Here is a 22,852-nt window from a genome sequence, read left to right as displayed (position 1 = left end):
GGTTACGAAGAAATAGTGGAACAGGTCTCTCGCGCTTGGAATACATTCATTGCGGATGTTGAACGAGTCAAAAATCTCTGTTGGAGAGAGTGGATAAAGTTGGTCAATTAATTAATGCAATTGGTATTATACATACAAAAAAAAGGGGCCTGAGTTTTCACTCAGGCCCCTTTTTCTAATCGAGTATTAATTACTCTTCAGTTGCTTCTACTGCTTCTTCTTCAGCTTCTACAACTGGACGGTCAACTAGCTCAACATATGCCATTGGGGCATTGTCGCCAGCACGGAAACCGCATTTAAGAATGCGAGTGTAGCCGCCTGGACGAGCTTCGTAACGAGGACCAAGCTCGTTGAATAGTTTACCTACAACCTCTTTGTCACCAGTGCGGGCGAAAGCTAGACGGCGGTTTGCAACGCTGTCTTCTTTAGCCATAGTGATTAGAGGCTCGATTACGCGACGTAATTCTTTCGCTTTTGGTAACGTAGTTTTGATCACTTCGTGCTTGACCAAAGAACCGGCCATGTTTTTGAACATAGCTTGACGATGGCTGCTGTTGCGATTCAACTGACGACCACTCTTACGATGGCGCATAGTTTTATCCTTCTCTACAAATCAGTTTGATAAAAACCTGATTAATCTTTTTCAGCGATGCTCTCTGGCGGCCAGTTTTCTAGGCGCATACCTAGAGAAAGACCACGAGATGCTAGAACATCTTTGATTTCAGTTAGCGATTTCTTACCAAGGTTTGGCGTTTTAAGTAGCTCAACCTCAGTGCGCTGTACCAGGTCACCAATGTACTGGATAGCTTCTGCTTTCAAACAGTTTGCAGAACGTACTGTCAGCTCTAGGTCATCTACTGGACGAAGCAGAATCGGATCGAATTCTGGCTTCTCTTCTTTCGCTTCTGGCTCAGACACATCACGTAGGTCTACGAATGCATCTAGCTGTTCAGCTAGGATAGTAGCAGAACGGCGGATCGCTTCTTCAGGATCCAAAGTACCGTTCGTCTCCATGTCGATGATTAGTTTGTCTAGGTCTGTGCGTTGTTCAACACGAGCAGACTCTACACTGTAAGCAATACGTTCAACTGGGCTGTATGAAGCGTCTACTAACAAACGACCAATTGGACGATCATCTTCTTCAGAGGAGCGACGGGTAGAAGCTGGTACATAACCGCGACCCATTTCTACTTTAATGCGCATGCTGATTTCAGCTTCGCCAGTTAAAGTACAAATAACGTGGTCAGGGTTTGTAATTTCTACGTCGCCATCATGCTGAATATCACCAGCAACAACAGGGCCAGCGCCAGATTTCACTAGAGTTAGGGTTGCCTCAGTTTTACCTTCAAGGCGAACCGCTAAACCTTTAAGATTTAGCAAGATTTCAATTACGTCTTCCTGAACACCTTCTTTGGTGCTGTACTCGTGAAGAACGCCGTCAATTTCTACCTCGGTAACTGCACATCCTGGCATAGATGACAGTAAAATACGACGTAGGGCGTTACCTAGAGTATGGCCAAAGCCGCGCTCTAGTGGTTCCAAAGTTACTTTGGCACGAGTAGGAGAAACGTTTTCGATCTCAACTAATCTCGGTTTTAGGAATTCAGTCACAGAACCCACAATGCTTCCTCTTTAGTTAGCTTTACTTAGAGTAAAGTTCGACGATCAACTGTTCGTTAATTTCCGCAGACAGGTCAGTTCTTTCAGGAACGCGCTTGAAAGTGCCTTCCATTTTGCTGCTGTCTACTTCAATCCAGGTTGGCTTCTCACGTTGGTCAGCCAGTTCCAAAGCAGCAACGATACGCGCTTGCTTCTTAGCCTTTTCACGAACAGAAACCACGTCTTCGGCAGAAACGTTAAACGATGGGATGTTCACAACTTGACCATTTACCATGATCGCCTTGTGGCTAACTAGCTGACGTGCTTCAGCACGAGTGCTAGCGAAACCCATACGGTAAACTACGTTATCAAGACGCTGTTCTAAAAGCTGTAGCAAGTTTTCACCTGTGTTACCTTTTAGACGTGCAGCTTCTTTATAGTAGTTGCGGAATTGCTTTTCCAGAACGCCGTACATACGACGAACTTTTTGTTTTTCACGCAGCTGAACACCGTAGTCAGACAGACGGCCACGACGGGCACCGTGCTGACCAGGCGCTGTATCGATTTTACATTTAGAATCGATTGCGCGAACGCCGCTTTTTAGGAACAGGTCTGTTCCTTCGCGACGGCTAAGTTTGAGTTTTGGACCCAAATATCTTGCCATGATCTTTCTCCAACTGTCCGTCGATTAAACGCGACGTTTTTTCGGTGGACGACAACCGTTGTGAGGAATAGGGGTCACATCGGTAATGTTTGTGATCTTATAACCTGTAGCGTTAAGAGCACGGATCGCAGACTCACGGCCTGGACCTGGACCTTTAACGAAAACTTCAAGGTTCTTAAGACCGTATTCTTGTGCAGCAACACCTGCACGCTCAGCAGCTACCTGTGCAGCAAATGGGGTAGATTTACGTGAACCACGGAAACCTGAACCACCAGATGTCGCCCATGCTAGTGCATTGCCTGAACGGTCTGTAATAGTCACAATTGTGTTGTTGAAAGACGCATGGATATGAGCCATTCCGTCTGCAACCTGACGTTTAGCGCGCTTACGCGTGCTACGAGCTGGTGCTTTAGCCATAACTTACTCCCCGTTTACTTCTTAATTGGCTTACGAGGACCTTTACGGGTACGCGCATTAGTTTTAGTGCGCTGACCACGTAGAGGCAAGCTACGACGGTGGCGAATACCACGGAAGCAACCCAGGTCCATCAAACGTTTGATGCTCATAGAGACTTCACGGCGTAGGTCACCTTCAACGGTGAATTTAGCCACTTCGTCACGAAGCTTATCAATAGTAGCTTCGTCTAGCTCTTTGATTTTTGTATTTTCTGCAACACCAGCACCCGCACAAATGCTTTTCGCACGTGTGGGACCAACGCCATAGATCGCTTGGATAGCGATTACAGCATGCTTGTGCTCAGGAATGTTAATGCCAGCGATACGGGCCATTAACAGCACTCCTCTTGTTTATTTGTCGACGACCTAAAAAGCCCGATAGGATACTTACCCGTCGACTAAATTGCAAATTAAGGTTCAAAATACTTTAAAACAAAACTAGCAGAACCAGACAAGTACTATCTAGGTTCTGCTTACTTAGCTTTGCGAATATCTTGTTCCGCTTAGATTAGCCCTGACGCTGCTTATGCTTTGGGTCAGAACTGCAAATTACACGCACAACACCGTTGCGCTTGATAACTTTACAGTTACGGCAAATCTTTTTTACTGATGCACGAACTTTCATTACATCTTTCCCCTTTCTATCAATATTAAGGGGCTAACTTATCGGCCGTAGCCTTTAAGGTTAGCTTTCTTCAGCACAGACTCATATTGACTAGACATCAAATGTGTCTGTACTTGTGCCATAAAGTCCATGATAACCACTACGATAATGAGAAGCGACGTACCACCGAAGTAGAACGGCACATTCCAAGCGATTAGCATGAATTCAGGCACTAAACAAATAAAGGTTATGTACAGTGCGCCAGCCAGTGTAAGGCGAGTCATTACCTTGTCAATGTATCGTGACGTTTGCTCACCCGGGCGGATGCCTGGGATGAACGCGCCAGACTTCTTCAAGTTATCTGCAGTATCACGCGGGTTGAATACCAACGCCGTGTAGAAGAAGCAGAAGAAGATAATCGCAGCTGCGTATAACATCACGTACAGCGGTTGACCAGGAGATAGCATAAGCGCTACATCTTGCAACCACGCTGTTGATTCATTCTGTCCGAACCATCCTGCGATGGTACCCGGGAACAGAATAATGCTAGAAGCAAAGATTGGTGGAATTACACCAGCAATGTTGACTTTTAGCGGTAAATGGGTGCTTTGCGCAGCAAAAACCTGACGGCCTTGCTGACGTTTCGCGTAGTTTACCACAATTCTGCGCTGTCCGCGCTCTACAAATACAACTAGGTATGTAAGAGCGATAACAATCACGCCAATCAACAGTAGGAACAACAAGTTAATGTCGCCCTGCCTTGCTTGTTCCGCAGTCTGACCTATCGCTGTTGGCAGACCGGCAACAATACCAGCAAAAATCAATATAGAGATACCGTTACCAATACCTCGTTCGGTAATTTGCTCACCCAACCACATAAGGAACATAGTTCCTGTGACTAGGCTCACTACTGCCGTAAAGTAGAATCCGAAGCCAGGGTTTATCACCAATCCATTAATCAGGTTAGGCAAACCAGTCGAAATTCCAATTGATTGGAAGATAGCCAATACAAGCGTTAGATAACGCGTGTACTGACTAATTTTACGACGGCCTGCTTCGCCTTCTTTTTTAAGCTCCACCATCGGTGGGTGAACCACCGAGAGCAACTGCATGATAATGGATGCAGTAATGTATGGCATAATGCCCAAAGCCAGAACGGATGCACGCTCAAGCGCACCACCAGAGAACATGTTAAACATTTCTACAATGGTGCCTTTTTGTTGCTCGAACAAGTCAGCAAGTACAGCTGGATCGATGCCAGGGATAGGAACGTAAGAACCTAGTCTGAATACAACAATCGCACCAAGTACGAACAACAATCTTGCCTTAAGCTCACTCAAGCCGCTTTTAGCGCCTGAATCCAATCCTGGTTTAGCCATCTAGCTTATTCCTCTACTTTACCGCCAGCAGCTTCAATCGCTTCTTTAGCGCCTTTAGTAACCTTTAACCCGCTTACTGTAACAGCGCGTGATACTTCACCGCTCTTAACAACTTTAACGAACTGGATTTCTTTCTTAACGATACCAGCTGCTTTTAAAGTCTCAAGAGACGCAGTATCACCATCAACCTTCGCGATTTCAGCAAGAGTTACTTGATCAGTAACAAAGCTCTTGCGTGAAGTGAAACCGAACTTAGGAAGACGACGCTGGATAGGCATCTGACCACCTTCGAATCCTGGCTTAACGCGGCCACCTGAACGGCTTTTTTGACCTTTGTGACCGTGGCCACTCGTTTTACCAAGACCTGAGCCGATACCACGACCAGAACGCTTACCAGTAGGCTTTGAACCTTCGGCTGGAGAAATTGTATTTAAACGCATGTCTTACTCCTCCACTATCTCAACCATGTAATATACACGGTTGATCATGCCACGAACGGCTGGGGTATCTTCCAGTTCACGAACATGGTTGATTTTACGAAGGCCTAAACCTTTAAGCGTAGCTTTGTGCTTTGGCAGACGGCCAATTGCACTTTTAGTTTGCTTTACTTTAATCGTTGCCATGTCTGATTACCCCAAAATTTCTTCTACAGACAATCCACGCTTCGCAGCAACTTTCGCCGGGCTGTTCATTTCTGTCAGCGCGTTGATTGTTGCACGTACAACGTTGATTGGGTTTGTAGAGCCGTAACATTTTGAAAGTACGTTTTGTACACCAGCTACTTCAAGTACTGCACGCATCGCACCACCGGCAATAATACCGGTACCTTCAGATGCTGGCTGCATGTAAACTTTAGAGCCAGAGTGACGACCTTTAATCGGGTGCTGTAACGTGTGACCGTTAAGGTCTACGTCAACCATGTTGCGACGTGCCTTTTCCATTGCTTTTTGGATTGCAGCAGGTACTTCACGTGCCTTACCGTAACCAAAACCAACGCGACCGTTACCGTCACCCACTACTGTCAATGCAGTGAAACTAAAGATACGACCACCTTTAACCACTTTAGATACGCGGTTTACGGCGATCAATTTCTCTAGAAATTCACCATTTTGAACGTCTTGTTTAGCCATTATAAACTCCTAGAACTGAAGACCAGCTTCGCGAGCTGCATCAGCTAATGCTTTAACGCGACCGTGGTATTGGAAACCACTGCGATCGAAAGCCACTGTTTTAATGCCTTTCTCAAGCGCGCGCTCTGCGATTGCTTTACCGACTACCGTCGCTGCTTCAGCGTTACCTGTAGACTTAAGATCTTTTGCAAGATCTTTCTCAACAGTTGAAGCCGCTGCCAACACTTCAGAACCGCATGGAGCGATTAGCTGAGCGTAGATGTGGCGAGGTGTACGGTTAACTACCAAGCGATGCGCGGCCAGTTCACGAATTTTTGCTCGTGCGCGAGTAGCGCGACGAATGCGAGCTGTTTTCTTATCCATCGTATCACCCACCTACTTTTTCTTAGCTTCTTTACGACGTACGTGTTCGTCAGCGTAACGTACACCTTTACCTTTGTAAGGCTCTGGTGGACGGTAACCACGAATGTTCGCCGCAACCTGACCAACCACCTGCTTATCGGCGCCTTTAACGACGATTTCAGTTTGGCTAGGAGTTTCAACCGTAATGCCTTCAGGCATTTCGTATGCTACAGGGTGAGAGAAACCTAGTGTAAGGTTTAGTTTGTTACCTTGTGCTTGTGCACGGTAACCAACACCTAACAACTGAAGTTTTTTCTCAAAACCTTCTGAAACACCTTGAACCATTGCGTTAAGGATAGAGCGCGCAGTACCAGCCTGTGCCCAACCGTCAACAAAGCCTTCACGTGGAAGTGCTTTAAGTTGGTTCTCTTCCTGTGCAACTTCTACAGCGTCGTTGAAAACGCGGGTCAAAGTGCCTTTACTACCTTTAACAGTAACTTCTTGACCAGAGATAGAAACTTCTACACCTGATACAACGTCTACTGGGGCTTTTGCTATACGTGACATTTCAACTCCTCCGTTATGCTACATAACCGATGATCTCACCGCCCATGCCAGCGTTACGCGCTGCACGGTCAGTCATCACACCTTTAGAAGTCGACACGATAGCTACGCCTAAACCACCCATAACCTTTGGAAGCTCATCTTTTTTCTTATAGATGCGCAGACCAGGACGGCTTACACGTTCGATAGTGTCAATTACTTGCTTGCCTTCGAAGTACTTAAGCGTAACTTCTAAAACAGGCTTAACGTCACCAGAAGCAGCGAAGTCAGTGATATAACCTTCAGCTTTCAATACTTCACAGATTGCAACGCGAAGTTTTGAAGAAGGCATAGTCACAGAAACTTTCTGTGCCATCTGGCCGTTACGGATGCGGGTAAACATATCCGCGATAGGATCTTGCATGCTCATTATCAGCTACTCCTTACCAGCTGGCTTTCTTAAGGCCAGGGACTTCACCGCGCATCGCTGCTTCGCGAAGCTTAATACGGCTAAGACCGAATTTGCGTAGGTAACCATGTGGACGACCAGTTACACGGCAACGGTTACGTTGACGTGAAGAACTAGAGTCACGTGGCAGTTGTTGTAGCTTCAGAACAGCGTCCCAACGCTCTTCTTCAGAAACGTTAACATCGCTGATAATCGCTTTAAGTGCGGCGCGCTTCTCAGCATACTTAGCTACTAGCTTAGTACGCTTAGCTTCGCGTGCCTTCATTGATTCTTTTGCCATAACCCTACACCCCTACTTTTTGAATGGGAAGTTAAACGCGTCCAGCAGAGCACGTGCTTCGTCATTTGTATTCGCACTGGTAGTGATAGTGATATCCATACCGCGAACCTTATCCACTTTATCGAAATCGATTTCAGGGAAAATGATTTGCTCACGCACGCCCATGCTGTAGTTACCACGTCCGTCGAATGATTTAGGATTCAAACCACGGAAGTCGCGAACACGTGGAATAGCGATTGAAATCAAACGCTCTAGGAATTCCCACATACGCTCGCCGCGTAGGGTTACTTTACAGCCAATCGGATAACCTTCACGGATTTTAAAACCCGCTACTGATTTTCTAGCAACTGTAACAACAGGCTTCTGACCGGCGATAGCCGTCATGTCAGCTTGAGCATTTTCAAGTACCTTTTTGTCAGCAACTGCTTCACCTAAACCCATGTTTAGAGTGATTTTTTCAATCCGAGGGACTTGCATGACGCTTTTGTATCCGAACTGCTTAGCAAGTTCAGCTACTACTGTTTCTTTATAGAAATCATGCAGTTTCGCCATCGTACTCTCCAATATAATTAAACAAGTTCGCCGTTAGACTTGAAGAAACGTACTTTCTTCTCATCTTCGAAACGGAAACCAACGCGATCTGCTTTGCCCGTTGCCGGGTTAACAATCGCAACATTAGAAACGTGAATAGAAGCTTCTTTCTCAACGATGCCACCAGCTACGCCCAGTTGTGGGTTTGGCTTAGTGTGCTTCTTAACGAGATTAACGCCTTCTACAATTACACGGTTATCAGCAATAAGCACTTTAAGGACTTTGCCTTGTTTGCCTTTGTCTTTACCCGCTAATACGACTACTTCATCATCACGACGAATTTTATTAGCCATTATCGTGACTCCTTATAGTACCTCTGGGGCCAATGAGATGATTTTCATGAAGTTTTCACTTCTCAACTCACGGGTAACCGGGCCAAAGATACGCGTACCAATTGGTTGCTTGTTAGCATTAAGCATAACAGCCGCGTTACCGTCAAAACGAATGGTAGAACCATCTGCACGACGAACGCCTTTTCTAGTACGCACCACCACTGCATTCAGTACGTCACCTTTTTTAACTTTACCGCGAGGAATTGCTTCCTTAACAGTAACTTTGATGATGTCACCGATACCTGCATAACGGCGATGCGAGCCACCAAGAACCTTAATACACTGAACCCTGCGAGCGCCGCTGTTGTCTGCAACGTCCAGGTTAGTTTGCATTTGGATCATGTTAGTGCTCCGCTCTTAAAATTAAGACTCTCCCGAGTCGTTAGTGCTGCTAAAAACAACTGGATGTCGTTGCTTTTATGTACATACCCCCATAAAAAGGGCGCGAAATAATAACAGAAAATTTTGGGAAGCGATAGCGGTAAATTGAATTATTTTTAAACTATGTGAGCAATAAAAAAGCCCCGACTAAAAGCCGGGGCTGATAACCACGTCATAGGTTATCAAGCAGGATCTTTTAGCGCAGAAACATCGTTTCTAAACTGCTTACTTAGGTGCCTAAAAACACATTCTTTTAAACGGCTTACACCGACAGGTTTTGATATGAAGTCGTTCATGCCAGATTTCAAGCACTTTTCTTTGTCGCCGGTTAGCGCATTTGCGGTTAATGCAATTATTGGGATGTCCCGTGCCTTATCTCCCATTGACCTAATTAGCTTCGTCGCCTCTAATCCATCCATTACAGGCATATGGCAGTCCATCAAAATGATTGTGTAGGGTGACTTTCCCTTTAATGCGCCTTTAACTTTTTCTACTGCCTCTTCACCGTTTTCTGCTAAATCGGCGGTAATACCTATCTCTTTTAGTTGCTCTTTAATGACAAGCTGATTTATTTCATTGTCTTCAACTATTAGTGCTTTAAACGCGCTCAGTTCCTGTTTAGAAGGGATATAAACAGCATTATGGCCACATGCTTTTTCGGCTACGGTGCCTGCGTTAGCATCGTCTAGCATGAGGGTTACGATAAATCGCGCCCCCACGCCTAAATCGCTGCACACCTCAATTTTACCACCGTAATGCTTCACGATTTGACTGACTATAGACAACCCTAAGCCTGTGCCACCATATCTTCGCTGCGTCGAGTTTTCTGCTTGAACGAACGGCGAGAAAATGAGCTTTTGCTGTTGCTCGCTAATTCCGATCCCTGAATCAGTCACGATTAGTTTTACTCTGAACCGCCCTTTTCCGTATCGGGTGCTTTTAGTTTCAACCGTTACCTTCCCCTCTTTTGTGAATTTAATGGCGTTATTCAATAGGTTAATCAGAATTTGCCCAATTCTTAGTTTGTCAGCTATGAAGGTTTTGCCCTCAACCCCCTTTGTGCTCACTGAAAGTTCAATACCTTTCTCGTGAGCTAGCCGCGTGAACATCGGCACTTGCTCTTCTATGGTGTCGGCAAGGTTGGTGGGCGATTCTTCAAACGACATGTTGCCAGAGTCGATTTTAGAAAAATCCAATATATCATTCACGATGTTGAGTAATGAATCTGCACTTTTCATAGCAATAGTGGCATGTTCTAGCTGGGTAGAATTTAGCGAGGAACTAATAAGTGCCTCAAGCATGCCCTGAACCCCATGAATTGGTGTTCTTATTTCATGGCTCATATTCGCAAGGAACTCACTTCGTGCTTTCAAGGCGCTTTCTGCCATATCCGTTTTTTGCTGCAGCATTGCCTTGTCCATGTGAAGCTGCGTAATATCAACTGTAGCACCAATTACCTTAACGCAACGGTCATTCTCCATGACCGGATGAGCGCGACTTTGTAACCAACGGGTTTCTCCCGCATCGGTGCGAACTTCAAGTTCATAGGAAAAGTCTTCGCCGGTTTTTATCATTTGATTGAACTGGGCGACATATTTATTCCGCTGGTCTTCATCAACCACGAATTTGATCACGTCTTCTGGCTTTACTACTTTTTCACCATGCACGTGCAGCATTCGCTTCAGCGCACCAGACCAAATCAATGCTCCCGTATCAATATTTAATTCCCATGTACCTACACCGGCAAGGTTGGTCACTTGGTGTAATAACGAGTTTCTCTCTTCTAATATCGCTTTTTGCGCATTGAGATTACTTATCGCTTGTTGACGCTCTAATTCGTTGCCTATCCACGAAGCAAGCAAAAGTAAATAATCCATCTCTAAGGGCGTAAAGGGTGTGTCCCGTGGACCGAGAGATGAGAAGTTTACTGTACCGAAAAATTCACCATGTACTCGCACTGGTGAAGCGAGATAACTCTTTAATGTGTATTTTTCAAAACACGGATGCGAGGCACCTGGCGCAGTATCTATATTGTGATAAGCCACAACAGCATCGCTGTTCACCACATCTGCACAGTAAGTGTCTGGTAATGCGAAGGTCGTATTTAATGGTATGTCGTTGTCGGGCGTAATAACGCTAAGCACACGGTAATTATCGCCTTGAATGTTACTTACAATCCCTGTTTCCAACCCGAGTATTTCCGTACCTATGCTTAGCAAGCTCTCGAGCTTTTTATCAAATGAAAGTGCTTTGTCATTTGATATGGTTTGTAGATCTTTAATGATACTCATGAGGATTTTCGCCCTCCCGGACAGCAAGTAAAAAGGCCAACGTTTTTATCGTTGACCTTTTAAACTTACGTGAAATACACGCAGATGAAAGTTTTCACCCTTATCAATTAGTATAATAAATATACTAACCGACTAATAAAGCACGTTAATTTCATATCCCGTTGGCGTATCCGCTGGCTCAACAGTAACTATGTAGTTTTCTTCCTCTGTAAAGCCAAACAGCGCGGTTCTATCAAGCAGCACCTGCTCCTCGTTGTCATCTTCGTATACGGCAATCACTTCATAGTAGTCTGACGGCAGCACTTCACTGGTACTTTCAGCAAATTCAAGATTCTGTATATCGTACTCAGCAGTATCAATGGTTTCGTCATTTCTTACCAAGTAGAAGTCTACGTCATCAAAGTCGCTAACTAAGTTGATGAAGTTTACTGTCTTATCGTAGGCCTGAGGCAAACCACTTTCTACAAAGGTTGCTGCGCCTAATTTATTGTTGGTGTTGTAGATAAGAATAGCCTTACTCTCACCCTGATTAAGCGTAATTAGCTTGTTGCTCAGTGACGTTACTGTACCTGATGGGTCTGTTACGGTAACGCGATAATCGCCGTAGCGGATCGTACTAAACTCAGACAATTCGCCCGCCGCGAGTGTAAAACTGACGTCCTCTTCATCAGTGTTTCCACCAAAGGTAACCTGAAGCTCTGCATCCAGATTCGTAGAATTGTAAATACGATACTGTGAATCTGCTTCTACATCTGTAAGCGCCGTAACTGATGAAGAGTTAAGAATAGTGTCTACAACTAGCCCTTCTTGAATGGCGCCACTGACATCGCGCAGTGTCATTAGATACTCAGTTTCGTATACAAAATCGATGGTTTGTGATTCAAAGACAACATCGTCACTTCCTGGTTCGGTCAAATAAATCGTGTACTCGCCCTCATCAAAGTATTCACTGTCATCATCTGCATCCCAGAAGTCAAATTCGATCATGTCGCCCGTTGTAACCGTGCCAAGGAAGTTGGCTGCTTCAAACGGGTCGCCAGACTCACTCATGTAGAAATCATAAGAAGATTCATCTACTGCTACCGACAAAGCGAATAGGCGGAAGTGATCTTCCAATGTTTCGCGCTTATAGGAATAGGTGGTAAAAACGGGGTTACTAAAGTCACCACTCATAACAACAATGGTCTTATAACCGGTTTTTAAGTTAACGGTAATCTCGTCAATAAATACTTCTTGGTCGTCTGAATCAGTTCGAATGAACTCGAGTTCTAATTCTCCATCATCCATAGAGTACATTGACGTAGTGTCACCAAATTGAGCAGAGCCAAAGCTATCGCCATCAACTTCACGCATTTCTACATTGGCACCGTTAGGCGAAGCGTTGTAAAACTGAATGTAAGCATACGAATAATCTGAGCTACTGCTGCCTGAGCCACCACAAGCGGTAAGCCCTAGCAGTGCAATAAGCCCAATTGCCACTGCTTGGAACCATGTTCCACGAAGCAAAGATTGAGAGGTCAATTGCATAAATTGAATGTCCTTTGAAGTTGTTCTTGGTTGGATAAAGCCTGCGTAAAAGCAAATAGGCACATGTAGAGAGTGCTGATCTTGGCACGCACAATACAGCGATATGGCTATGTGAATAGGGCTTAGTTCGCAGCTTTACGTCAACTTTGCAAAGCTGACCTTTCTTTATGGAAACTTGACATTCAAGCTTTTAAAAATGCTGGTAAAAGGCATAGATGTGCGAATAAACGTAAGCAAGCCGCGCACAAAACTGAAACAAAAAAAGCCTGCATAAGCAGGCTTTAACTGTGTCTTAGGGAGACGGGATTACTTACTCATATGAGTATGATAGCGTCACACCGCTGTATGACGAATAAGCGCGAATACCAATGTGCCATGTGCCTGACGCTGGCGCGTCGAATGTACATACTTCGCTGTTGCCATTTTGATAAGGACGACAATCATAGCTATTCGTTTCTGGCTGTGAGCCAAACTTCACGTATAGATCAGCATCGCCTGAACCACCAGAGGTACGAATAGTCATCTGCGTTACACCTTCAGGAATCGTCCAAGTGTAGCGGTCCCAGTTTCTGCGCGTACCAGAAAGGCCGGTTAGCTGACCTGATACTGGCTCTACGCCAGGCTCAGAGCCGCCACCGCCACCAGTACCGCCACCGGCACAACCGTTGGTGTTAAGGTAGTTGTAGGCATCAGCAAGCTGCATTAAGCCATAACCGTAGAAGTTATCACGACCCGCACTGCCTTTATCTTCTGCCGTTGCATTAAGTGCACTACGAATTTGGTTGTTTGAACACTGCGGGAAGTAACTCCACACTAGTGCTGCACCACCAGCTACGTGTGGCGTCGCCATAGATGTACCGCTGAGTGAAGCGTAGGTATTTGTTGGATAGGTAGACTGAACTGCACTGCCTGGCGCGGCAATTTCAACCTGATCGTTATATTGGCTGTAGCTTGCACGATTTTCGTTTGAGTCTACTGCCGCAACTGACATTACTGCATCATATGAAGCAGGGTAAGACTTCGCACTGTTACCATCGTTACCTGCCGCCGCAACTAACAACATGCCTGCATCTGTGAAGCTCTGCATTGCATTTCGCTCGGTAGTTGACGAACTGCCGCCACCTAAGCTCATGTTAACAACGTTCGAGCCGGCATCCTGACATTGGGTGATAGCATCGATAAGGTCAGATGCGTAAGTCCATTGGCCATTGTCGTTAAAGATTTTAACGATATGCATATCTACGCCAGGATACACACCAACTACACCTTCGTTATTATCGTATGCTGCAATGGTGCCCGCTACGTGGGTACCGTGACCGTTACCATCGTTATACCAGTTACCTACAGCACTATTGTTTGCCTGACCTGTAACGCCATCGTTGGTTCCAGGCAAATCTGGGTGACCCAGGTTGTAACCTGTATCGATGATACATACTTTGCGAGCCGTAGTATCTGACTGTGCAAATTGATTAGCCTGAACCATGGTGTAGCCGTAAGGCGTGGTCTGCGCCATAGGCTTACGACGAACGTCCACTTCAATACTTTCTACGTTTGGATTTTTACGAAGCTTGTTCAGCGCTGACTTACTCATCGTAGCCGCTACCATTTTATGCTTCTTAAGCTCTTTCTTAATTGCACCACCTGCTTTTCTTACTTCTGATTTAGCAGACGCGATATCGAAAGGCTTTTTACCTTTTACTTTGGCACTTGAGATTTGACCTTTACCTTTTAATGCACTCACTTCAACCGTTTCACTGGTCATCTCATCTTTGAACTTGATGATGTAACGCTCTTGGTCAGTGGTGACAAGACGATCGACAGTCAATCGCTTACCTAGTGCTTGTTTTAGGGTTTGAGGCTTTTCTTTAACTTTTACCAGACCTTCGCCTGCTGCCATTGCAGAATTACCCATTAAGCCAAGTGATACAGCTAGAGCAGCTGCTGTTAGACATGTGTGTTTCTTATTTAATTTTGAGTTCAAAATTTATTTCCTGTTTTATCTGTCTTATTAACTTCAACACTGTTTTATTCCGTGCTTTGGAAGCTATTTGTTATTAAATGACATACAGGTATAACCATTACCTCATACGAAAAGCTCATCCATGACAACCGACGCAACTGCGTTGCAACGACCTACCCGTTTGTCAGGTATGCAAATAAACGGTATTACCAAATTATTTACAGAGCTCATATTAGGCGGCGAATCAGGCTGTTGAGTATGTTGCCTTAACCCTGGTGAGCATTTTTAATACCTTTAAAAATGCACAAAAAAACAACACAACTTATGAAGAGCGCGCCAAATGTGTATTACGAGCAGATTCATGGTAGGAATAAAAAACTATAATTAACATTAATTTCACAAATTCAAATGTAACAAAATATTAAACTCTTTATAAGTTTTACTTAAATATAAAAAAAGCGTGTACCCAAAGGTACACGCTTTTTTAAAAACCAATTGAAAACTCATTAGAGGCTCAATTCTAGCAACTTTGTCTCATAAACTGCGCTGTCTTACGATCTCGTATAAGCACACGCCGGTTGCTACCGACACGTTTAAACTTGTTACACTGCCAGCCATAGGGAGCTTCACCAACTCATCGCATGTTTCTTTGGTAAGCCTACGCATGCCCTTACCTTCAGCCCCCATTACTAATGCAGTTGGTCCTTTCAGGTCTACATCATAAAGGGTCTTATCGGTTTCACCGGCTGTGCCAACAATCCAAAGGCCTTTATCCTGAAGGTGCTTCAAGGTTCTGGCCAGGTTCGTGATTTGAATAAGTGGAACCACTTCAGCTGCACCACAGGCCACCTTTCTTACTGTGCCGTTTAAGCTTGCTGATTTATCTTTCGGTACTACTACCGCGTGCACCCCTGCTCCATCTGCAGTACGCAGGCACGCACCTAGATTATGCGGGTCGGTAACACCGTCTAGTACCAAAATTAAAGGCTGCGCTTCGCTTTCTAAAATTTTGTCTAAATCAGCTTCATCTAGCACGCGGGCTGGTTTTGCTCTTGCTACCACGCCTTGGTGTTGCTCTCCGCTTACTTTGTCATCTAGCGCTTTGCGCTGACAAAACTGAACGGAAATACCGAAACGACGGGCTTGGTTAACAATGTTGGTGAGACGCTCGTCATTGCGACCTTTTAACACTAACACTTCCATTACACGCTCGGGCTCTTTTTCAAGTACCGACTGCATGGCATGTAAACCGTATAACCATTCTTGCTGCGCCATTTAACGCTTACCTCTTTTATTCAATGACAGTGTTTTGCCGCTACTACCGCCTTTGGCGATGCCGCGACTTGACGATTTTCCACCGCTACGACTAGACGAGCTTGAGCCGCCTTTGCCTTTGTTCCCTTTTTTATCAGAACGCGAGCCTTTATCAGAGCGCGATTTGTTATCAAAACGAGTAGGTTTATCTGAAGCCTTTTTCGCAGACCTCACTTTTACCTTCTTACCCTTAGTGCCGCGCAGCATAGACTTATCGAGTAATAAATCAATCTTTCTTTCATCAAGGTTGACCGCTGCTACGGTTACTTCAACTGTATCACCCAACCTGAATTGGCGATGGCCCGACTCACCAACCAGCGCTTGTTTTACATCGTCATAGTGATAATAGTCATCATCTAGCGATGTAATGTGTACTAGGCCGTCGATGTGGTATTCGGTAAGGCGTATAAATAAACCAAAGTTAGTGACCGAGCTGACCACACCTTCAAAGGTGTCGCCGACGTGGTCGAGCATAAACTCGCACTTAAGCCAGTCAGCCACGTCACGGGTGGCATCATCGGCGCGGCGCTCTGTCATTGAACACTGCTCGCCTAACTGTTCAATTTCTTCAACGGTGTAGTTTTTCGCGCCACTGACTGCTTTTTTGCCCTGCTGTTTAGCAATAATGCCTTTTAGCGCACGGTGCACGACCAAGTCTGGGTAGCGACGGATAGGTGACGTGAAGTGCGCGTAAGCTTCTAGCGCCAACCCAAAGTGACCTACGTTGTCACCGTCGTAAACCGCTTGCTTCATTGAGCGCAGCAGCATGGTTTGAATTAGTTCCTCGTCCACTCGACCGCGGGTTTTAAGCACTACATCGGTGAATGCGGCAGGCTCAGCATCTTCAACAATGCGATGAGGAATACCGATTTCACTTAAGTAACTGGTAAATGCGGTAAGCCTATCGGCGTCTGGTTTGTCGTGCACACGATATAGCGCTGGCGTCTCATGCTTTTCAAGCATAAGAGCCGCACTTACGTTTGCCATGATCATGCACTCTTCAATAAGCTTGTGTGCGTCGTTACGCACCAACGGCACAATATTTTCAATCTTGCGCTGAGCGTTGAATACAAACTTCACTTCTTGGGTTTCAAACTCAATCGCCCCACGCTTAGCACGGGCTTTTTTAAGCGCGCGGTACAAGTCGTGAAGATTGCGTAGATGAGGTACATGAGGCTCGTAACGCTGATGAAGTTCTTTATCGCCCTGCAGAATATTCCACACTTTGGTGTAGGTTAAACGGGCGTGCGAGTTCATTACCGCTTCGTAAAACTGGAATTCTTCTAGTTTACCATTTGCACTGATGGTCATCTCACACACCATACATAGGCGATCGACTTCAGGGTTTAGTGAACACAAGCCGTTTGACAGTACTTCTGGCAACATTGGAATTACTTGGTCAGGGAAATAGACCGAGTTACCGCGCTGCTGCGCTTCATCATCAAGAGCTGAGCCTGTTCTTACATAGTGACTTACATCGGCAATAGCTACCCATAGCTGCCAGCCACCATCGTCGAGCGGTTCACAATATACCGCGTCGTCGAAGTCGCGAGCGTCTTCACCGTCAATGGTAACAAGCGGAAGCTGGCGCAAGTCTATGCGACCTTCTTTGGCTTCATCGGGCACCTGATCGGTAAGCTTTTCCACTTGCTTGGTTACGCCATTTGGCCACTGGTGCGGAATATCAAACGTGCGAAGTGCCATTTCTATTTCCATACCTGGTGCCATATGTTCACCAAGTACTTCAACAATTTTGCCTACTGGGCTCATTTTTCGGCGTGGTCGCTGAGTAAGCTCTACCACTACCACCTGCCCCATTCGAGCACCGTTAGTGCTTTCTGGTGGAATAACAATTTCGTGCTGCAACCGGCTGTCATCTGGAACGACCATGCCAAAACCTTGTTCAACAAAGTAGCGGCCAACAATAGGCTCGCTGCGCGGTTCAATGACTTGCGTAACAAACGCTTCTTTTCTTCCTCGGCGATCGGTTCCGCTAATGCGCGCTTCTACCACATCGTCGTGAAGGAACAGGTTCATCTGCCCAGCACTAATAAATAAATCGCCGCTTTTATCTTCAGGACGCAAAAAGCCGTAGCCATCACGGTGACCAATAATTCTGCCTTTAATGAGTTCATCACGGTTTTGGAGAATGTATTTTTTCTGCTTGGTAAATTGCACCTGACCTTCGCGCTCCATGGCACGTAGTCGGCGCTGAATTCCAATTCGCGCTTCTTCGTCGAAGGCGTTCACCAAGTTACAGATATCAAGAAACGACAACGGCTTGTCGTGCTCTTTTAATAAACTCATTAAATATTCGCGGCTGGCTACCGGATTTTCGTACTTTTCTTTCTCGCGCTGATAATGCGGATCATCACTCATGTATTTTAAATTTACCTTTCGTATTTTGTTCAACGTGTTTTCGTTTGTGGCTTAGTTCGTCAAAGCGCTGTAGAAAACATAAATATGATTGTTTAGACACATAAACCATTTTTGGTTCATGTGGTTATTTGCTGCACAGTATAACAGTATTTGCAGTAAAACATTGACTGTTATTATGGATTCTCAGCCTGACATCTGTATGTCACAAACACTCAGTATAAAAATGGGTTTTCGTTTTTGTTGCATGAGCGTTCAACAAAACAATGACATCACCAGTTACCTTACAAACCTATAAAGAGCAGGCATATGGATAGAAGATCGTTTATAAAGCTATCGTCACTCGCAGGCGCGAGCGTGGCAGTGTCTACAGGGCTAGCGGGCTGTACCGTTAGCACTTCAGCAAACAGCCAACCGCAAACCAACGCAACCTTTACCCATGGTGTGGCGAGTGGAGACCCATTAAAAGACGCCGTGATTATTTGGACGCGCGCCGTGCCCACAGCAAATTTGGGCTCAGGTTCGGGCTCAAAGTCAGGTTTAGCCAAGGCCGATATTTTATGGGAAATGGCAAGCGATGCTGATTTTGCCAATGTGATAAGTAGCGGTATTGTTGAAGCGAAAGCCACTCATGATTTTACTGTAAAGGTAGACGTAAAAGGCCTTAGTCCAGCTCGTCGTTATTTTTACCGTTTCAAAAGCGCTAATAATACAAGCCCTGTTGGAGAAACCCGTACGCTACCTGAAGTCGATGTGTCTAACGTCACGTTCGGCATATTTTCTTGTTCCAACTACCCCGCTGGCTTTTTCACGCCTTACATGGAAGCAGCGAAAGACGACAACATCGACTATGTATTACACCTTGGTGACTACATTTATGAGTACGATGGCGAAGGTTACGCAACTGAGCACGCCAAGGAAATTGGCAGGACCTATGCGCCTGATAACGACACCGAGCTTTACACTCTCACTGACTATCGCAACCGCTATGCGCTGTATCGTACGGATGAAGGCTTGCTGTCGCTACATCAAAATAAGCCTTTTATAGTTGTGTGGGATGACCATGAAATTACTAACGACACCTATAAAGACGGTGCCGAAAATCACCAAGAGGATGAAGGTGATTTTTATGAACGTCGTGCGGCTGCCGTTCAAGCCTATTATGAATGGCTACCTATACGCCCGCCGTTTGGCACCGAGCGCTTAGAAATTTATCGTCAGTTTACTTTTGGTAAACTTCTTGACTTATACATGCTCGACACCCGCGTTCTTGCCCGCGACAAACAGCTTGAATACGCCAACTATCGCGATGCTGAAACTAAAGCGTTTGACCAAGCACGCTTTATGAAAGACATCGGCAACCCGAACCGCGGTTTACTCGGTGAAACCCAACGCAACTGGCTACATTCGTCTATGCGGCAAAGCCAGGCTAAATGGCAGGTGTTAGGGCAACAGCTATTAATAGGCCGCATGCTTTTCCCTGTATCTATTTTTAACGGCGTTGAACGCAAAGCAATACCTGATCATGTACATAGGCTCGCGAATATCAAACGCAAACAAAAGCAAGGTGGTGCACTTAGTGAGCAAGAGCTTGCGCTTATCAATACCGTAATGCCTTACAACTTAGACGCATGGGATGGCTACCCTGTTGAGCGGGAACAGGTGCTGATGCAGCTTAAGTCCATCGGCAAGCCAGTTATTGCCCTTGCAGGTGATACACATAATGCTTGGCACAACAAATTAACCCTTAAAGATGGTACAGAGGTAGGGGTTGAACTTGCCACACCAGGCGTGACGTCACCCGGTATGGAACATTATTTAAGTATGGATGATGAAATGGCAGAAACGCTTGCCGACGACCTACCGCTTCTTATAGAAGATTTGCAGTACTGTAACCTCCACCAGCGCGGGTTCATGACTTTAACCGTTAGCCAAGATAGCGCAAAAGCAACGTGGCACTATGTGGATGCAATTTTAACCAAAGCAGGCAAAGTGGTTAATACGCATAGCTATGAGATAAACGCTTGATAAAGACTATATATTAAGACGGAATAAGCCGCATGCTTGCGGCTTTACTTTACGAAGTCATTTTTTAATTAAATAAGTAAACGCGCTTAATTGAATGCAGCGCGTTTACTCCTTGCCAACCTTAAAACTCATAATAAACACGCACACCAGCAATGCGTGGCATCCCGCGTACGAAGGTAGGTATACCCAATCCACCGCCCGTGTTACCAGCATCAATCAAGAATTCTTTATCAAACAGGTTGTTCACGTAAAGCTCATAGGCAAACTTGCTGTTGTCTTGAAGCAGCTTCACCGATACATCAGTCAGTGAGTAAGTATCTTGAGAAAGACCAGGGTAATTGCTGCTTTCAAAAAACACTTCTGACTGGAAACTGGTAAGCCAGTTAACATCAATGTCAAAACTGTCCATATTGAATACTTTGTTGATGTTTATCGCGCCGCTAACTTCTGGCGCTAAGCGGAACTTATTGCCACCGTATTGGAACTCAGAGCCATCAGCAGTATTGTCTGCAAATTCAGCGTCAAGGAAACCAAGACTTGCTGTTAGCGTCAGCGTCTCGCTGTAGTTATAGGTCGCCATGCCTTCAATACCCGACATGGTCGAGTCGCCTACCGTTACAGTAATAGACTGTAAGGTTTTTGCGTCGGTAAAGCTTTGCTGATAATCGCTGTATTCGTAGGTGAAAATGGCACCTGAGAACAGGAAGTTCGCGCTTTGGTATTTAATACCTAAATCGTAACTGTCTACTATTTCAGGCTTAGTCACATTAACGCCACCTGCGTTAGCATCCACAACTGGTGAACGTCGTCCCCTAGCGTAGTTCGCGTATACATTCCAGTTGTTATTAACATCATAGCTTATGGCAAAGCGCGGCAGGGTATCGTCAAAGTCGCGCTCGGCATCGAATGTAAATGCACCATCTGCAGTAGTATAAGTATTACGGGTATAACGTGTTTCGTCGATATAGCGCACGCCAGCAGTAATGTTGATGTCGTCGGTAACAAAATACGACACTTCAGCAACATAAGACGCTATATCAAGTTCAGCTTCAAATATAAACGGCCCTCGTATCATAATAGGCGGCAGTGCAGGGTTAGAAATAGGAGAGCCATCTTCATTAAACAGTTGCGACACTAACATCGCACGCAGTGCTTCTATTTCTTCTAACGATGCGCCGGTAGCGATATTCTGATTTAGTGGAATGTTTGAGGTGGCCTCGAGCTGTGCTTTTACCGCATCGAAGGTACCACGTACAAATGGGTCGACCATTACATAATAGGGCAAAATAGAGTCGTCTTGAGTAATAGACGCACCTACAAACGCGGCCAATTTATCACCCGAGTCATACACTAAACGCATTGACGCACCTTTAAGCGTAGCGTCGTTATCGAAATAGGCATCTTGAATACGCAAAGCAGAACCGTCTGCGTCAAATCCCTCGCTTACCTCTACATCTTTATAGTATGCGTCGGCATGCAGACTAAGCATTTGGTTGAAATCGTAGTTTACAGTTAAATCGTAGGCTTGAAGCGTACGTTCAATGCCTAGTTCACTGCCTAAACTAAATTCGGCATCAGTAAAAGGGCTAGTATCTCCGCCATTGGGAGCGATAGAGCCAGATTTGAAGGCAATGCCCGGCTGATCGTTATACTCCATGGCTGCGCGCGCAATGATTTCAAGCTGATCGTAATTCGCTCGCCATGTTGCACGTAGTGCTTGCACCGACACACCCTGAAGATCTTCGCTGTTGCACGGCACTTCTTCACCAAGATGGTTGTACATGTTTGCGTTACCGTAATAGGAGTCAACGCTACAGGCATTGTTTTCTACAATGCCGTCCATTTCGCGATAAAGGCCTGCTATACGAAAACTGTGGTTGTCGTTAATAGGCTGGTTATACATGAATTCAAGTTCTTGCCCTTGCTCTGAGTTATAACCAACTTGTACCTTGCCTTCCTGTTCGAAGGTGGGAAGATTAGAATGAATACTTACCGCACCATTGGCTGCCGCCACACCAAACAAGGTTGGCTGGGGGCCTTTTAAAACCTCTACGCGCGCAATATCAAAAAGCGCGACGCTGGCTACCGTCTTTTTACTGATATCAAAGCCATCTTGATATACAGAGATGCGCGGCGTTGCCGACACCGAAGATACGTCGTCAGTCACGCCTCGAATATTAAAGGACGGTAAGCTTACAGCCTGCTCTTGAATTTGAACGTTAGGTAAAATACGAGAAAGCTCATCAAGCTCCATAATATTGGTGCGCTCTAAGAACTCGCTACCTATTACATCCATAGTAACAGGCACATCCATTACGGACTGCTCTCGCATCTGGGCGGTTACCGTAATCTCTTCTATATAGTTATGTTCGTTTTCTGTGTCGGGCGCTACTTCTTGTGCAATTGCTGCGCTTGATAAAGCAAACGCAATTGTTGGGGCAAGCAAAGAGCGTGAACAAACCGGACGTGGATACAGAGGGCGCATTAAATCATTCCTTTCGTGTGCTTATAGGGTGTTTATGTATTTTTATAAGCATTTCGCCGATAGATTGACGACATTGCTTACCTTTTTGAATTATCGAAGCAC

The 22,852-nt window shown here is 45.4% G+C and carries 24 protein-coding genes and 1 pseudogene; 2 read left to right on the top strand and 23 right to left on the bottom strand.

Going from position 1 to position 22,852, the window contains the following annotated elements; genetic code table 11:
• Positions 1–111 (top strand): annotated as a pseudogene (locus tag MHM87_RS09775) (IS630 family transposase); the annotation flags it as partial.
• Positions 112–190: 79 nt separating this feature from the next.
• Here the strand turns inward: MHM87_RS09775 and rplQ are convergent.
• The 22 genes from rplQ to rnr all read right to left on the bottom strand — a co-directional run bounded on the left by rplQ (position 191) and on the right by rnr (position 18,240).
• The gene (gene rplQ / locus MHM87_RS09770; protein WP_012519212.1) at positions 191–592 is read right to left on the bottom strand and encodes a 50S ribosomal protein L17; all 402 of its coding nucleotides are present in this window, start codon (positions 590–592) and stop codon (positions 191–193) included.
• A gap of 41 nt (positions 593–633) precedes the next feature.
• Positions 634–1,623 (bottom strand): DNA-directed RNA polymerase subunit alpha, encoded by a 990-nt coding sequence (gene rpoA, locus MHM87_RS09765; RefSeq protein ID WP_039226687.1) that lies wholly within the window; start codon positions 1,621–1,623, stop codon positions 634–636.
• A gap of 19 nt (positions 1,624–1,642) precedes the next feature.
• Entirely contained in the window at positions 1,643–2,263 is a 621-nt protein-coding gene (gene rpsD, locus MHM87_RS09760) for a 30S ribosomal protein S4 (protein WP_012519214.1), read from the bottom strand.
• A gap of 24 nt (positions 2,264–2,287) precedes the next feature.
• Positions 2,288–2,680 carry a 30S ribosomal protein S11 gene (rpsK, locus tag MHM87_RS09755; RefSeq protein ID WP_012519215.1) on the bottom strand — a complete coding sequence of 131 codons (393 nt, stop codon included), beginning with the start codon at positions 2,678–2,680 and terminating at the stop codon, positions 2,288–2,290.
• A 14-nt stretch (positions 2,681–2,694) separates the two neighbouring features.
• Entirely contained in the window at positions 2,695–3,051 is a 357-nt protein-coding gene (gene rpsM, locus MHM87_RS09750; protein WP_012519216.1) for a 30S ribosomal protein S13, read from the bottom strand.
• Between the two features lie 175 nt (positions 3,052–3,226).
• Positions 3,227–3,343: a 50S ribosomal protein L36 gene (rpmJ, locus tag MHM87_RS09745; RefSeq protein ID WP_012519217.1), complete on the bottom strand. Its 117-nt coding sequence runs from the start codon at positions 3,341–3,343 to the stop codon at positions 3,227–3,229.
• Positions 3,344–3,381: 38 nt separating this feature from the next.
• Entirely contained in the window at positions 3,382–4,701 is a 1,320-nt protein-coding gene (gene secY / locus MHM87_RS09740) for a preprotein translocase subunit SecY (RefSeq protein WP_014977524.1), read from the bottom strand.
• 5 nt (positions 4,702–4,706) lie between these two features.
• Positions 4,707–5,141 carry a 50S ribosomal protein L15 gene (gene rplO / locus MHM87_RS09735; RefSeq protein WP_014950906.1) on the bottom strand — a complete coding sequence of 145 codons (435 nt, stop codon included), beginning with the start codon at positions 5,139–5,141 and terminating at the stop codon, positions 4,707–4,709.
• Positions 5,142–5,144: 3 nt separating this feature from the next.
• Complete coding sequence (gene rpmD / locus MHM87_RS09730; protein ID WP_014950907.1) at positions 5,145–5,324, bottom strand: 50S ribosomal protein L30; 180 nt, start codon at positions 5,322–5,324, stop codon at positions 5,145–5,147.
• A gap of 6 nt (positions 5,325–5,330) precedes the next feature.
• Entirely contained in the window at positions 5,331–5,831 is a 501-nt protein-coding gene (gene rpsE, locus MHM87_RS09725; protein WP_012519221.1) for a 30S ribosomal protein S5, read from the bottom strand.
• A gap of 9 nt (positions 5,832–5,840) precedes the next feature.
• Positions 5,841–6,194, bottom strand: a complete 354-nt coding sequence (rplR, locus tag MHM87_RS09720) for a 50S ribosomal protein L18 (RefSeq protein ID WP_014950908.1) — start codon at positions 6,192–6,194, stop codon at positions 5,841–5,843.
• A 12-nt stretch (positions 6,195–6,206) separates the two neighbouring features.
• The gene (gene rplF, locus MHM87_RS09715) at positions 6,207–6,740 is read right to left on the bottom strand and encodes a 50S ribosomal protein L6 (RefSeq protein ID WP_014950909.1); all 534 of its coding nucleotides are present in this window, start codon (positions 6,738–6,740) and stop codon (positions 6,207–6,209) included.
• Positions 6,741–6,753: 13 nt separating this feature from the next.
• Complete coding sequence (gene rpsH / locus MHM87_RS09710; RefSeq protein WP_012519224.1) at positions 6,754–7,146, bottom strand: 30S ribosomal protein S8; 393 nt, start codon at positions 7,144–7,146, stop codon at positions 6,754–6,756.
• A 13-nt stretch (positions 7,147–7,159) separates the two neighbouring features.
• The gene (rpsN, locus tag MHM87_RS09705) at positions 7,160–7,465 is read right to left on the bottom strand and encodes a 30S ribosomal protein S14 (RefSeq protein ID WP_012519225.1); all 306 of its coding nucleotides are present in this window, start codon (positions 7,463–7,465) and stop codon (positions 7,160–7,162) included.
• A 12-nt stretch (positions 7,466–7,477) separates the two neighbouring features.
• The gene (rplE, locus tag MHM87_RS09700) at positions 7,478–8,017 is read right to left on the bottom strand and encodes a 50S ribosomal protein L5 (RefSeq protein WP_012519226.1); all 540 of its coding nucleotides are present in this window, start codon (positions 8,015–8,017) and stop codon (positions 7,478–7,480) included.
• Between the two features lie 17 nt (positions 8,018–8,034).
• Entirely contained in the window at positions 8,035–8,349 is a 315-nt protein-coding gene (gene rplX, locus MHM87_RS09695) for a 50S ribosomal protein L24 (RefSeq protein ID WP_014950912.1), read from the bottom strand.
• 12 nt (positions 8,350–8,361) lie between these two features.
• A complete protein-coding gene (gene rplN / locus MHM87_RS09690) occupies positions 8,362–8,730 on the bottom strand; it encodes a 50S ribosomal protein L14 (protein ID WP_012519228.1) in 369 nt (122 codons plus the stop codon).
• Between the two features lie 221 nt (positions 8,731–8,951).
• A complete protein-coding gene (locus tag MHM87_RS09685; protein WP_239258849.1) occupies positions 8,952–11,060 on the bottom strand; it encodes an ATP-binding protein in 2,109 nt (702 codons plus the stop codon).
• Between the two features lie 132 nt (positions 11,061–11,192).
• Positions 11,193–12,587, bottom strand: coding sequence for a DUF4397 domain-containing protein (locus MHM87_RS09680; RefSeq protein ID WP_014977526.1), 1,395 nt, complete (start codon positions 12,585–12,587; stop codon positions 11,193–11,195).
• A gap of 310 nt (positions 12,588–12,897) precedes the next feature.
• Positions 12,898–14,568 carry a S8 family serine peptidase gene (locus MHM87_RS09675; protein WP_039226695.1) on the bottom strand — a complete coding sequence of 557 codons (1,671 nt, stop codon included), beginning with the start codon at positions 14,566–14,568 and terminating at the stop codon, positions 12,898–12,900.
• A 513-nt stretch (positions 14,569–15,081) separates the two neighbouring features.
• Positions 15,082–15,822 (bottom strand): 23S rRNA (guanosine(2251)-2'-O)-methyltransferase RlmB, encoded by a 741-nt coding sequence (gene rlmB, locus MHM87_RS09670; RefSeq protein ID WP_014950916.1) that lies wholly within the window; start codon positions 15,820–15,822, stop codon positions 15,082–15,084.
• Positions 15,823–18,240: a ribonuclease R gene (gene rnr, locus MHM87_RS09665; RefSeq protein ID WP_239258847.1), complete on the bottom strand. Its 2,418-nt coding sequence runs from the start codon at positions 18,238–18,240 to the stop codon at positions 15,823–15,825.
• A 306-nt stretch (positions 18,241–18,546) separates the two neighbouring features.
• Here rnr and MHM87_RS09660 point away from each other — a divergent pair, with 306 nt between their 5' ends.
• Positions 18,547–20,265 carry an alkaline phosphatase D family protein gene (locus MHM87_RS09660; protein ID WP_239258845.1) on the top strand — a complete coding sequence of 573 codons (1,719 nt, stop codon included), beginning with the start codon at positions 18,547–18,549 and terminating at the stop codon, positions 20,263–20,265.
• Between the two features lie 121 nt (positions 20,266–20,386).
• Here the strand turns inward: MHM87_RS09660 and MHM87_RS09655 are convergent, their stop codons facing one another.
• A complete protein-coding gene (locus tag MHM87_RS09655; protein WP_239258843.1) occupies positions 20,387–22,750 on the bottom strand; it encodes a TonB-dependent receptor in 2,364 nt (787 codons plus the stop codon).
• Positions 22,751–22,852 lie beyond the last annotated feature (102 nt).

This window comes from Alteromonas sp. Cnat3-28, assembly GCF_022348265.1.
In the GTDB taxonomy this organism is placed as follows: Bacteria; Pseudomonadota; Gammaproteobacteria; order Enterobacterales; family Alteromonadaceae; genus Alteromonas; species Alteromonas macleodii.
This window is presented reverse-complemented; position numbering and strand designations above follow the sequence as displayed.